General features: G+C 70.6%; 12 protein-coding genes and 1 pseudogene. 8 read left to right on the top strand and 5 right to left on the bottom strand.

Annotated features, from left to right (window positions below):
* The 3 genes and pseudogenes from VF612_RS10415 to VF612_RS10405 all read right to left on the bottom strand — a co-directional run.
* Positions 1-709: pseudogene (locus VF612_RS10415) on the bottom strand (cytochrome P450); the annotation flags it as partial.
* Between the two features lie 182 nt (positions 710-891).
* Positions 892-1,764 (bottom strand): NAD-dependent epimerase/dehydratase family protein, encoded by an 873-nt coding sequence (locus VF612_RS10410; protein ID WP_408659783.1) that lies wholly within the window; start codon positions 1,762-1,764, stop codon positions 892-894.
* 33 nt (positions 1,765-1,797) lie between these two features.
* Positions 1,798-3,051 carry a glycosyltransferase gene (locus VF612_RS10405; RefSeq protein ID WP_408659782.1) on the bottom strand — a complete coding sequence of 418 codons (1,254 nt, stop codon included), beginning with the start codon at positions 3,049-3,051 and terminating at the stop codon, positions 1,798-1,800.
* Between the two features lie 181 nt (positions 3,052-3,232).
* Here VF612_RS10405 and VF612_RS10400 point away from each other — a divergent pair, with 181 nt between their 5' ends.
* From VF612_RS10400 to VF612_RS10375, 6 genes are all read left to right on the top strand, one after another.
* A complete protein-coding gene (locus VF612_RS10400; protein ID WP_408659781.1) occupies positions 3,233-3,622 on the top strand; it encodes a YciI family protein in 390 nt (129 codons plus the stop codon).
* The gene (locus VF612_RS10395; RefSeq protein WP_408659780.1) at positions 3,619-5,901 is read left to right on the top strand and encodes a glycoside hydrolase family 3 C-terminal domain-containing protein; all 2,283 of its coding nucleotides are present in this window, start codon (positions 3,619-3,621) and stop codon (positions 5,899-5,901) included. The genes VF612_RS10400 and VF612_RS10395 overlap by 4 nt, the downstream gene beginning before the upstream one ends.
* A gap of 54 nt (positions 5,902-5,955) precedes the next feature.
* The gene (locus VF612_RS10390) at positions 5,956-6,345 is read left to right on the top strand and encodes a YciI family protein (RefSeq protein ID WP_408659779.1); all 390 of its coding nucleotides are present in this window, start codon (positions 5,956-5,958) and stop codon (positions 6,343-6,345) included.
* Positions 6,346-6,348: 3 nt separating this feature from the next.
* A complete protein-coding gene (locus tag VF612_RS10385) occupies positions 6,349-7,581 on the top strand; it encodes an RNA polymerase sigma factor (protein ID WP_408659778.1) in 1,233 nt (410 codons plus the stop codon).
* Positions 7,582-7,667: 86 nt separating this feature from the next.
* Complete coding sequence (locus tag VF612_RS10380) at positions 7,668-8,849, top strand: acyl-CoA dehydrogenase family protein (RefSeq protein ID WP_408659777.1); 1,182 nt, start codon at positions 7,668-7,670, stop codon at positions 8,847-8,849.
* A 149-nt stretch (positions 8,850-8,998) separates the two neighbouring features.
* Complete coding sequence (locus VF612_RS10375; protein WP_408659776.1) at positions 8,999-9,712, top strand: DUF899 domain-containing protein; 714 nt, start codon at positions 8,999-9,001, stop codon at positions 9,710-9,712.
* Between the two features lie 245 nt (positions 9,713-9,957).
* On the opposite strand, the gene VF612_RS10370 is transcribed toward VF612_RS10375, so the two are convergent.
* Entirely contained in the window at positions 9,958-11,118 is a 1,161-nt protein-coding gene (locus VF612_RS10370; protein ID WP_408659775.1) for an epoxide hydrolase family protein, read from the bottom strand.
* A gap of 348 nt (positions 11,119-11,466) precedes the next feature.
* Positions 11,467-12,186, bottom strand: coding sequence for a YqjF family protein (locus VF612_RS10365; RefSeq protein ID WP_408659774.1), 720 nt, complete (start codon positions 12,184-12,186; stop codon positions 11,467-11,469).
* Between the two features lie 140 nt (positions 12,187-12,326).
* Here VF612_RS10365 and VF612_RS10360 point away from each other — a divergent pair, with 140 nt between their 5' ends.
* On the top strand, positions 12,327-12,587 hold the full coding sequence (locus tag VF612_RS10360; protein ID WP_408659773.1) for a type II toxin-antitoxin system Phd/YefM family antitoxin: 261 nt from the start codon (positions 12,327-12,329) through the stop codon (positions 12,585-12,587).
* Entirely contained in the window at positions 12,584-12,985 is a 402-nt protein-coding gene (locus VF612_RS10355) for a PIN domain-containing protein (protein WP_408659772.1), read from the top strand. Before VF612_RS10360 ends, VF612_RS10355 begins: the two co-directional genes overlap by 4 nt.
* Positions 12,986-13,149: the final 164 nt, after the last annotated feature.

The raw sequence follows: 13,149 nt of genomic DNA, 5'->3' as shown, positions 1-13,149 counted from the left end.
TCAGGTGCACGGTGCCGGCCATCTCGGTGTCGTTGAGCCGGGAGCCGTCCTCCTCCTGCGCCGCGATCATGGCGCTGATCAGGTCGTTGCCCGGCTCGCGGCGCTTCAGCGCGATGACGTCGTTGATGGCCTGGTGCCACTGCTCGACGTTGGCCACCGCCACCTCGTGGTTGATGGTGGTCTCGACGTTGACCTGGCCGCCGCGCAGCACGTCCGCCCGGTACTCCTCCGGAATGCCGAACAGGTCGCAGATCACCTGGGTGGGCAGCGCCTGCGCGTACGCCGTCTTGAGGTCCACCACCGCGCCCGGCGGCTGGGCGGCCAGGTCGTCCAGCAGCCTGGTGACGATCGACTCGATCTGCGGCCGCATCGCCTCCACCCGCCGCAGCGTGAACGTCTTGGCGACCAGCTTGCGCAGGCGGGTGTGGTCCTCGCCGTCGGAGGTCGTCATGTTCTCCATCATCACCCAGCCGATCAGCGGGAAGTCCGGACCGATGTCGCCGTTGATGAAGGCGGGCCAGTGCTTGCGGGCGTCCTTGGCGAACCGCGGATCGGCCAGCACCTTGCGGACCGTCTCGTAGCCGACCACCGACCATGCCCGGACCCCGCCGGGCAGCTCCACCTGGGCGATCGGCCCCTGAGCGCGGATACGCGCGCCCTCGGCGTGGATGTCGCGGCCAGTGGCGTCGATGACGATGGGTTCAGACAAGCCGTTCACGAGAACCTCCAGTAATTGCTTGAATTCCGGGTGCAGGCACCGGAGAGGGAAATGGTGGCCGGACCTGTCGTCTACCCGGTCCCATGTGCGTCGAATTCGAAGCTAGCAATGGCTTGAACGGTGCTTCACCTTCACGTTGCGGCGCCTTCCGCACCCGTTGCGGGGAGCGCATGTCAGGTCATCGTCCCGGTGAGGTCCTCCATGCGGACCGGCACTCCGGCCACCGCGAACTCCCGGGCCAGCGATGCCACCGCGTCGGTGTGCCGGGGCGACCAGCCCATCTCGCGGCGGGTCTTCTCCGACGAGACCACCTGGTGCAGGCGGAACAGCCCCGCGATCGGGGCGTACTCCTCGGGGACCGGCTCGTCCAGCGGCCAGGAGATGGTCTTGCCGCAACCGACCAGCGCAGCCAGCCGGTCGACCAGGACGTTCTCGGCGATCGCGTTCCAGACGGTGCCGGGAGCGGCCTTGTCCGCCACCAGCAGGTAGAGCGGGGGCAGGTCCTCCACATGGACCGCGCCCCAGCGCACGTCGGGCTCCCCGACATAGACGCCCGCGCCGAGGCGTCTGGCGACCGGCACCATCATGTTCTGCACCACGCCACCGAACGCGCCGTAGATCAGGCCCGGCCGGATCACCCGGTGGCCCGCGGCCAGCGCCCGGCGCTCCACCTCGTCGCGCCAGCCAACCAGCGGGTGCGGGTGCGGCTCGTCGTCCTCGTCCACGTGCCCGGCTCCGAGCACGTCGCTGCCCGAGGTGATGATCAGCGGGCTGCCGGCCTCGATCAGCGCGTCCACCCCGGCGATGTCGAGCTCGGCGTTCAGGATCGCGCCGAGATGGATCACCAGGTCGAACCCGCGCGCGGCGGCCACCAGCGACGGCGGATCGGCGAGGTCGCCGGGCACCGCCCGGTAGGCGCTGTTGATCGGCGTGCCGCTAGGACGTGCCAGGCCGGCGACCCGGTAGCCGGCCTGGGCGAAGCCGGCGGACACGTGCCTGCCGACATAACCTGCCGACCCGATGATGAGTACCTCTGGTGCTGGCACGTTTCTCCTTTACGGCTAGGGCAATGACGGCGGCTAGGACAGCGCGTTCGGGTGATCGGCGAAGACGTCGACCCTGCCTCCGATGCGATGCGCCTCGGACCGGATGCTGTCGCCCCAGCGCTCCCAGAGCCCGGCCAGCCGGGAGGTGACGAGAACGAGATCCACGCTCTGGTCTGCCAGCACCGTGCGGACGCCGATCGCGTGGTGCCCGGTGACGTCGGCGCCGCCCTGGACGGCCCGGTCCAGCAGCTCCCGGTCGAAGTCGGCGACCTGGGCATGCCCGACGCCGGGTGGCAGCAGCCCGCCGCAGCCGAGGATGGCGACCCGGTCCCCCGGCTCGGCCAGCCGCAACCCGGCCGCGATCTCGTCGGCCACCTCGACATCGTGGGATTTGCGCGCCCACGCCTGCAGATCCAGCCAGTCCTGCTCCCAGCGCCAGTACTCGCCCTGCTCGGCCACCAGGCATCCCAGCTCGATCGCGGGCTCGGGGAACTTGCGCAGGAAGCGGGCCATGTTGGCGATCAGCTCCTGCCAGCGCTCGGCCATCACCCGCTCGTGCGGCCACTCGATGACCCAGGCATCGCGCGCGACGTACAGCGTCAAGCCGTTGCGTTCCAGGCGCAGGCCGAGGTCGAGATCCTCAGCGCCCCACAGCTCGAACGACTCGTCGAAACCGTCGACCGCCCAGTACTCCTCGGCGCGCACCGAGCAGTTGTTGGTGAAGAACGCCCGCCAGGCCAGTGGCATCCGGGCAAGCTCGAAGTCATAGGCCTCCATCGCCGGATGCCGCACGTCGCGCATCGCCGGGTCGTCGCCGAAGCGCGCCAGCACCTGCTCCGGCGGCAGCTCGGCCAGCGCCTCGGCCAGGCCAGGCACCGGGTCCAGCATCGGGTTGTAGCCCCAGGCATAACCGATCACCGCGCGGCGCTGCGTCGGGTCGGCGTGCACGGCCAGGTGCTGCCGGACGAAATCCGGGCCGACCATGCATCCGGAGTCCAGGAAGATCAGCACCGGCGCGGTGGCCAGCCGGGCGCCCTCGTTGCGTGCCAGGCCGACCCGCATGCCCTGATCGGGCTGGAAGTGGTACCCCGTGCGCAGCCGCCCGCTGAACTCCTCGACGACGGCACGGGTGTCGTCGGCGGATCCGTCATCGGACACGATGACCTCGAAGCTGTCCAGCGGCACGTCCTGGCGGGTCAGCTGCTCGAGCATCATGCGCAGCAGCGGCGCCCGGTTGTAGGTGGGGATGATGACCGATGCGTTCGGCCGACCGGTGTCCTGGCGCATGGCGTTCGTTCCTCTGGCGACGGGGCGAGTGGAGGCTCCCATCGTCGGAGCCGGCCCGCTCGGGTCGCATCGCCCAACGTGCTCTGCCGCGACAGTCACCGTGGCACACGTCGAAATCCGGCCCGGCGCTACGACTTCCTTCCAGAGGCGCCGCTCAGGCGCCGGACGCGGAGGGCGAGTCGTGCGATACCTGATCATGATCTACAGCAACCCGGCGACCTGGGTGCACCCGATGTTCCTGCACCAGCGCGAGCCGCTGGCGCCCGAGGAGCGGGCCGCCCAGCTGAACGAGTTCGGCGCGCTGCTGAAGGAGATCGCCGAGTCGGGTGAGCTGGTCGACTCGGCCGCGCTGGCCGACCCGGTGACCAGCCGGACCATCCGGTTCCGCGACGGGGTGCCCACCGCCACCGACGGCCCGTTCGTCGACGCCAAGGAGCAGATGGCCGGCTTCTTCCTGGTCGACTGCGAGACCCCCGAACGCGCCGCCGAGATCGCCGCCCGGTTCCCCGACGCGCGCAATGCCGGCGTGGAGATCCGGCCGGTGATGGACCTGTCGGGCATGGAGATGTGACCGAGCGCTCGGACGCCGGTGTGCACGGCTTGACCCTGGCCGAGAAGGCCTCGCTGACCTCCGGGGGCGACGCCTGGCACACCCAGGCCGTCCCGGCCGCCGGCATCGCCGCCGTGATGGTCGCCGACGGCCCGCACGGCCTGCGCAAGCAGACCGCCACCGGCGGCGACGCGCTGGCGCTGAGCGTCAGCACGCCCGCGACCTGCTTTCCGCCCGCGACCGGCCTGGGCTCCAGCTGGAACACCGCGCTGATCGAGCAGGTCGGCCGGGCGATCGGCCGGGAGGCCGCCGCCGAGGGGGTCTCGGTGGTGCTCGGGCCGGGCGTGAACATCAAGCGGTCCCCGCTCGGCGGCCGCAACTTCGAGTACTACTCCGAGGACCCGGTGCTGGCCGGACGGGCCGGCGCGGCGTTCGTGCGCGGGCTGCAGTCCACCGGCGTCGGCGCCTCGGTCAAGCACTTCGCCGTCAACAACCAGGAGAGCGACCGGATGCGGGTGAGCGCCGACGTCGACGAGCGCACCCTGCGCGAGCTCTACCTGCCCGCGTTCGAGCACATCGTCACCACCGAGCAGCCGGCCACCGTGATGGCCGCCTACAACAAGGTCAATGGCGTGTACTGCAGCCAGCACCGCTGGCTGCTCACCGACGTGCTGCGCGGCGAGTGGGGGTTCGGAGGCCTGGTGGTCAGCGACTGGGGCGCCGTCGTCGATCGGGTGGCGGCGCTGTCGGCGGGCCTGGACCTGGAGATGCCACCGCGCGCCGGCGGCGATGCCGAGCTGGCCGCGGCCGTGGCCCGCGGCGAGCTCGCCGAATCCGTCCTCGACGCCGCGGCCGCCCGGGTGCTGGCCCTGGTCGCCTCGGCCCCTCCCAGCGTTCCGGCCGACCTCGACGCCCACCATGGGCTGGCGCGCCGGGCGGCGCTGGAATCGGCCGTGCTGCTCAAGAACGACGACGACGTGTTGCCGCTGGCCCCCGATGCCGGCTCGATCGCCGTCGTCGGCGAGTTCGCGCGCAGCCCGCGCTACCAGGGCGGCGGCAGCTCACACGTGCTGGCGACCCGGGTGGACGACGCCCTGAGCGCCATCGAGGCGCTGGCCCCCGGTCGCGTCGCCTTCGCTCCCGGCTTCACCCTCGACGGCCGGCCGGACCCGCGGCTGGTCACCGAGGCGGTGGCCCTGGCCGGCCGGGCGCAGACCGTGGTGGTCTTCCTGGGGCTGCCCGAGCACGCCGAGAGCGAGGGCCTGGACCGCACCGGATTGGACCTGCCCGCCGACCAGCTGGCCCTGCTCGACGCCCTGGCCGAGGCCCACGAGGAGATCGTGGTGGTGCTGTCCAACGGCTCCCCGATCACGCTGGCGCCCTGGCAGCACCGGGTCGCCGCGATCCTGGAGGGCTGGCTGCTCGGGCAGGCAGGTGGCTCCGCGATCGCCGACCTGCTGTTCGGGGTGGCCAATCCATCGGGGAAGCTCGCCGAGTCCCTGCCGGTGAGCCTGCGCGACGCCCCGTCCTACCTGCACTTTCCCGGCGGCGACGGGCACGTGCGCTACGGCGAGGGGATCTATGTCGGCTACCGCTACTACGACACCCTGGACGTGCCGGTGGCCTACCCGTTCGGGCACGGGCTGAGCTACACCAGCTTCGGCTACTCCGGGCTGCGGTGCCGGCGGACCGGCCCGAACACCGTCGCGGTCACCTTCACGGTCACCAACACCGGGGAGCGCGCCGGAGCCGAGATCGCCCAGGTCTACGTCCACCCGATCGATCCCGGCCTGGACCGGCCGGTCCACGAGCTCAAGGCCTTCGCCAAGGTCACCCTCGCGCCCGGCGCCTCCACCACGGTCACCCTGACCCTGGACGAGCGCGCCTTCGCCTACTGGTCCCCGGGCCGGTCCTGCTGGACGGTCGACCCGGGTGCCGCCGACATCCAGATCGGCGCGTCCTCGCGCGATCTGCGGCTCTGCGAACGGGTGGAGCTGGACGGCGACGCGGAGCGGCCCGGCCTCACCGCTGACTCGACGCTCGGCGAATGGCTCACCGCGCCGGAGGGAGACCGGCTGCGCGCCGCCCTCGCCGCGGCCGGACACGCCGGCGCGCTGGGCCTGGCCGACGGCGGCCTGCCGCCGATGCCGGCCGCGACGCCGCTCAGCAGGCTGGTCTCGTTCCTGCCCGGGCTCACCGGGGCCGACATCGAGGAGCTCATCCGGGCCGCCCGCGACACCGGCGACGGCAGCCGGACCGGGCACGGGCACGGTCGGCGTCGGGATCGGCGCCCCGCGTAGTGTTCTGGCCGTGGGACCGCGTGGCACACCGCGCCAGGATGCTGAGGACGAGCAGTGAAGTACCTGATCATGATCTACAGCAACCCGGCGACCTGGGCACACCCGACGTTCCTGCACCAGCGCGAGCAGCTGGCCCCGGACGAGCGCGCCGCCCAGCTCGAGGAGTTCCGCGCGCTGCTGACCGAGATCGCCGAGTCCCGGGAGCTGGTCTCCTCGCAGGCGCTGGGCGATCCGGCCCAGAGCCGGACCATCCGGTTCCGCGACGGGGTGCCCGCGGCGACGGACGGGCCGTTCGGCGACGCCAAGGAGCAGATGGCCGGCTTCTTCCTCATCGACTGCGCGACACCCGAGCGCGCGGCCGAGATCGCGGCCCGCTTTCCCGATGCCCGCACCGGCGCGGTCGAGATCCGGCCGGTGGTGGACCTCTCCGAGATGGAGCTGTGATCGTTGGAGGATCTGCTGCGGTCGTTGACACCCGGGGTCCTGGGTGCCCTCGTCCGCCGGTACGGCTCGCTCGACGCGTGCGAGGATGCCGTCCAGGAGGCGCTGATCGCTGCCGCGCTGCAGTGGCCTGAGCAGGGCATCCCCGACAACCCGTCCGCCTGGCTGATCACCGTCGGGACCCGCCGCCTGATCGACGCCCGCCGCAGCGAGGCAGCCCGCCACCAGCGCGAGGCGGTCGTCGCAGCGCTCACGCCCACCGACGAGCTGCTCTCCCCCGCGCCCGGCGAGCAGCGGGCCGAGGACGACGACACCCTCACCCTGCTGCTGCTGTGCTGCCATCCCGACCTGACCCCGTCGTCGCAGATGGCGCTGACGCTGCGCGCGGTCGGCGGGTTGACCACCGAGCAGATCGCGCGGGCGTTCCTGGTCAGCGAGGCGACCATGGGCCAGCGCATCAGCCGTGCCAAACAACGGCTCAAGACCACCGGCGCGACCTTCACGATGCCGCCGAACCTGCACGAGCGGCTGCGGATCGTCCTGCACGTGCTCTACCTGATCTTCAACGAGGGCTACACGGCCACCTCGGGCCCGGAGCTGCAGCGCGCGAGCCTCACCGCAGAGGCGATCCGGCTCACCCGGGAGCTGCACCGGCTGCTGCCGGCCGATGGCGAGGTGGCCGGCCTGCTCGCGCTGATGCTGCTGACCGAGGCGCGCCGGCCGGCCCGCACCGGCCCGGACGGGATGCTGATACCGCTCGGCGAGCAGGACCGGTCGCTGTGGAACCGCGCCCAGATCGACGAAGGGCGCGAGCTGATCAGCCGGACGCTGGCCGAGGCGGTGCTCGGGCCGTACCAGTTGCAGGCGGCGATCGCGGCGGTCCATGACGAGGCCGAGCGTGCCGAGGACACCGACTGGCCGCAGATCCTGGTGCTCTACCAGCTGCTCGACCAGGCCTGGCCCAACCCGGTGGTGCGCCTCAACCAGGCGATCGCGCTGGCCATGGTGCGCGGCCCGCAGGCCGGGCTCGACCTGCTCGCCACCCTGGACGCCGACGAGCGGATGGCCAATGGCCATCGGCTCCATGCCGTCCGCGCCCACCTGCTGGAGATGGCCGGCGAGCTCGACGCCGCCTACGACGCCTACGAGGGCGCCGGCCGGCGCGCGACCAGCCTTCCCGAGCGGCGCTATCTGGAGGCCCGCGCCCAGCGGCTGCCCCGGGGTAGGACCGGCCAATGATCGCACCGGCGAAGATGCACGGCCCGGCCGCTCGCTGACATCGTGGGGATCGCGCGATTCCAGCGCCGCCGTCGAAGGAGGGGTCCGTGACCATCATCGGAGAATCGGGCCGGGCCGGGCTGTTGCGAAGGGCGGCCGACCTGGTGCCGGTGCTGCGCGAGAATGCCCTGCGGTCCGAGCGCAACCGGCGGCTCGCCGACGAGACCGTGCAGGCGATGACCGACGCCGGGATCTTCCGGATGCGGGTGCCGGCCCGGTACGGCGGCTACGAATGTGACGGGACCACCATGGTCGACGTCGGCATCGAGCTCGGTCGCGGCGACGGATCTGCCGCGTTCAACGTGGCCGCCTGGTGGATCATGACCGGCAACGTCGCGCACTTTCCCGACGAGGTCCAGGACGAGATCTTCGCCGACCCCGACGTGCGGATCTGCGGCACGCTGGCCCCGACCGGCGCCGCGACACCCAAGGACGGCGGGATCGTCGTCTCCGGCAGCTGGAACTTTAACAGCGGCGCCGCGCACAGCCAGTGGAAGCTGCTCTCGGCCATCATGCCCACCGCCGACGGCGGCGCCGAGCCGATCATGGCCGTGGCGCCGATCGCCGACCTGACGCTGGTGGACGACTGGGACGTCGCCGGGCTGCGCGGCACCGGCAGCGTCACCACCATCGCCGAGGACGTGTTCATCCCCGCCGGGCGCTACCTGCCCGTCGCCGCCATGCTGCAGGAGCAGTACGCCTCCAAGCTCAACGCCGACAACCCGGTCTATCGCGGCCCGATGGTCGGCCCCATCTCCGCGGCCACCGTCGGCAAGATCGTGGGGCTGGCCCGCGCCGCTGAGGAGGCGTTCTTCGACCGGCTGCCCGGCCGGGCGATCACCAACACCAGCTACACCAGCCAGTCGGAGGCGCCGATCACCCACCTCCAGGTCGCCGAGGCGTCGCTGAAGACCGACGAGGCCGAGTACCACGCCCGCCGGATCGCGGCGCTGGTCGACGCGAAGGGGGTCAGCGGACAGCCGTGGACGATGCGCGAGCGCGCGTACGCCCGGGTCTCGGTCGGCCGGATCTGCCAGCTCGTCTATGAGGCCGTCACCACGCTCGCGTTGGCCAGCGGCGGGTCGTCCAACTACAGCTCGGTGCCGATCCAACGCATCCACCGGGACGTGCAGGCCATCAACCTGCACGCGCTGAACCTGCCCGCCAACAACCTCGAGCTGTACGGCCGGATCCTGTGCGGCCTGGAGCCCAACACCTTCTTCGTCTAACTGCCCGCGCTTTGCCCGGTCCGGCCGATCCCACACCCGCGGGAGCGGCCGGGCCGTCTTGCCTAGACTGCCCTGTCGGAAAACGGTTCCCAGCTCCGACTACTGGATAGAGGCGCCCACCAGGGGGCCGCCGGGCAAGGAGTGTGTGCATGAACCCGCAAGTCGTCTCATCAGAGCAATGGCTGGCCGCTCGCCGGCAACTGCGCGAGCAGGAGGCCGAGCTGTTCCAGGCGCGTGACGCCGTCTCCGAGGCGCGCCGGGCGCTGCCCGCCGTCCGGGTCGAGAAGGACTACGTCTTCGAGGGACCGAACGGCCAGGCCCGGCTGGTGGACCTGTTCGAGGGACGCCGCCAGCTGATCATCTACCACTTCATGTTCGACCCCGCGTGGAACCAGGGTTGCAAACACTGTTCGTTCCTCACCGACAGCATGCCGCACCCGGCCCACCTGCACTCCCGCGACACCACGATCGCCCTGGTCTCCCGCGCGCCGCGGGAGAAGCTCGTGCCGTTCCAGCAGCGGATGGGCTGGACGCTGCCCTGGTACTCCTCCTACGGCAGCTCCTTCAACTACGACTTCCACGTGACCCTGGACGAGGCCGTCGCCCCGGTCGAGTACGACTTCCGCGACAAGGCCACCCTGGAACGCGACGGCGAGCCCTTCTACACCCAGGGCGAGCAGGGCGGTGTCAGCGTCTTCCTGCGCGACGGCGAGGACGTCCTGCACACGTACTCGGCGTACGGGGACAACATGGAGCTGCTCCAGGGCGCCTACAACTACCTGGACCTGACGCCGCTGGGCCGGCAGGACGCGCCCGGCCGGCCGTGGCTGCGCCATCACGATCGGTACAAGGCGCAGGTCTAGCTCGACCGTGGGGACGGTTCCGGCGAGGCCGCTGTTTCTTCAGCGGCCTCGCCGTCGATGTCCTCTATCCCGGCCCGTCGTGGGCTTCTGCGAGCTGAATCGAATTGTCAGGCCCTGTCTTCAGCGATTATTCCAGGGCGCCTTGACCATTGCTTAGGCGCTGTGCAGTCGATCTCGCCGTTTGCGCAGTCAGCAGCAGCGGAATGGCACATCGAACCATGGCTGCAGGGGCCGAGCACGGGCGTTCAGCCGCGCAGCACCCGGTTGAAGGACCGCAGATCCCCGATCAGCAACTCGGGCTGCTCCAGTCCCGGGAAGTGGCCGCCGCGGTCGAACTCGCTCCATTGCACGATGTTGGGGAAGGCGCGATCGGCGAAGCGCCGGATCGCCTGGCCCGGGTCGTGCGGGAACATGGCCACCCCCAGCGGCACCGGCAGCGGCGGCGGCTGGGGTGGTGGGGTCTTCGAGATCGGCAGCAGCTCGGCGTTGTCGTAGTAGAAGTGCGCGGACGAGGCGCCGGTTCCGGTGAGCCAGTAGAGCATCACATTGGTGAGGATCCGGTCCCGGTCGATCGCCTCCTCGGGAACCTTGGCCGCGGCGCTCCACTCGTACAGCTTCTCCACGACCCAGGCGAGCTGGCCGACCGGCGAGTCGTTCAGCGCGTAGGCCAGGGTGTGCGGCCGGGTCGCCTGGATCCGCATGTAGCCGGACTGCTCGTCCATGAACTTCATCAGCATGTCCAGCCGGTTCAGCTCGACCGCGGTGAGCCCCGCCATGTCCGCCGGGTCACTCGACGGGATCGTCGGCAGGAAGTTCACGTGGGCGCCGAGAACGTGCTCGGAGTCCATGCCGGCAAGGATCAGGCTGATCCAGGCGCCGAAGTCCCCGCCCTGCACGACATACCTGTCGTAGCCCAGCGTCGCCATCAGCTCGCCCCAGGCGGCCGCGACCCGAGGCATGTGCCAGCCGGGCTGGCTGGGAGGACCGGAGAAGCCGAAGCCGGGGATGCTCGGGATGACCAGGTGGTAGGCCGTGGCCGGATCGCCACCGTGCGAGCGCGGGTCGGTGAGCGGGGAGATGATGTCGAGGTATTCGGTGAACGATCCGGGCCAGCCGTGCGTGATGATCATCGGAATGGCGTCGGGCTCGGGAGAGCGCACGTGCAGGAAGTGCACGTTGGTTCCGGCGACCTCGGCGGTGAACTGCGGGAACTCGTTGAGCCGGGCCTCGGCGGCGCGCCAGTCGTAGCTGGTGCGCCAGTAGTCCACCAGCTCCCGCAGATAGCCCTGGGGGACGCCCCGGCTCCAGTCGTCCCCGCCCTGGTCGACGGGCCAGCGGGTGGCGTCGAGCCGGCGGCGCAGATCGTCCAGCGCTTCCTGCGGAATGTCGATGTGGAATGGGTCCATGTCACGTTCCTCACTTGGGGGTAAAGGGGCACTGACTTGTGGGGGTTGCTTGCGGCTGGTTGCGCACAATGTGCAGACATGCTTTCGCCGCAATTCCTGCGCAGAATTGCGGGCCGGGTCTGGGACGAACATTATCGAGGGCAGGGCGGCCGGGTAAAGGACATCGCCGAAACCGGGCAGGTATGAAGAAGCCGCCATGGCGGTCCCCGATATAATTACCGGGAGTTCTATTTGACTGCGCCCCTGTTAGCTATTCCGCCCCGCCGCGCTGAGTCGGCGGTGTGCGGTGGCGGATACGCGGGGCGCGGTGCCCGGCGTGCTCGTCCAGGGTGGGTGGCTTATGCGCGCCTAGACCCGTGCCGGCAAGCCGAAGGTCGTGGACACGCCGGGCGACCACAGCGGGCGGAGCAGCTCGGCGCCGGTGATGTCTATCCCGCACGCGGCGACGAGCGTGCTGTCGAGGTCGAGAAGCTCGGCCTCGTGCAGCGGCCACGGCCCGTGCTCATTGGGCACCCAGATCGTGCGCCGCGCGACCCGGGTGTGCAGCCCCCAGCGGGAGGTCAGCCAGGTCTCGGTGGGAGTGGGCTCGACCTCGTTGCCGAGCCGGACGCGTACTGCCGCGGTCGCGCCGCTCGTCCGGTCCGGCCATCGTCGCCGGCTGGCATAGCGGACCGTGTCGCCGGTGCGGGCCACGGTCATCGCCGACCAGGTGTAGGGCAGGCCCAGGCCGGCGCGCGCGAGCAGGACGGTGGCCAGCCGCGAGGCCTCCAAGGTCAGGAAGACGATGCCGTGCCGATCCTGGTCGTCGACCGAGTAGAGGCGGACGTTGGTCTCGGCGAAGCTGCCGAAGTAGCGGACCGGCAGCCGCCCCGGGCCGGCGCCGCGCATCTGGAACGGGACCAGCCCGACGTAGCTGACGCCGTCGAACACGTCAGGGCGGACCCCGGGCGGAAAGAACCGGGCGATGCGGGCCGGATCGACCGGCCAGTGCAGGAACGTCAGATTGTCCCAGTGCTGCGCCGACAGGGCTGGGCCACGCAGCGGGGGCGCGACGGCGTCGAAGGGCATGGCTCCATCATCCGCGCACTGTGTGCCGCTCTAGCGCCGGCGGTGGTGCAGAGCTGAGCGGCCCACGATGGTCTCGATACTCGCGGGCTGGGAATGGCAGGCATACCGAGTGCTGTGGCAAGAGTGCTACGATTGCACACATGACCGTCGTGGCGTCCCGAGATCTGCGCAATCACACCGCTGAGATACTGCGCAAGGTTGCCGATGGGGATCGGGTGACGATCACCGTGAACGGAACCCCCGTTGCCGAGCTGGGCCCGGTGACAGCAGCCCGCCGGCCCTCGATGCCCAGGCGGGAGCTCGTCACCCTTCTGGCCCGGCGCCAGGCAGACCCCGGGTTGAGGGACGATCTTGCAGCTCTCGCCGGCGACACCACTGACGACCTGGGCTCCCTCACGTGACGCTGACGCGGGGACTGCTGGATACGTCTGTCCTGATCGCGAACGAGTCCGGGCGCCTTCTCGACACTGCCTCGTTGCCGGACGAGGCGTTCATCAGCGTAATCACGATCGCCGAGCTGCACGCCGGGGTGCTAGCCGCCAGGGACACCCGGACTCGTGCCGTGCGGCTGGCGACCCTGGAGTCGGTGGCCGCGCTCGAGCCGTTGCCGGTTGATACAGCTGCCGCAACGCAATGGGCCACGCTCAGAGTCAGACTGGCCGAGGAAGGCAGGCGAGCCAAGGTGAATGACCTCTGGATCGCGGCCATCGCAGCGGCCAACAATCTCGCCGTGATTACGCAGGACGACGATTTCGAGCCCATCGAAGCCGTCGGCGGCCCACCCGTCCTCAGGGTCTGACAGCACGAGCCGACCGCCCCAGATGGGAAGGGCGAGTTGATCGGATCGGTGATTCGCTGGTTGTCGCCGGTGACGGGGCAGTGCCCGATCCAGAACTCTGGCGTCATTGATGAACCAGGGACATCATCGCCGCATGGCGTTCTGGCGAAGAAAACGTGAGCCGC

The sequence above is a fragment of the Jatrophihabitans sp. genome (genome assembly GCF_036388195.1).
Taxonomy (GTDB): domain Bacteria; phylum Actinomycetota; class Actinomycetes; order Mycobacteriales; family Jatrophihabitantaceae; genus Jatrophihabitans_A.
This window is presented reverse-complemented; position numbering and strand designations above follow the sequence as displayed.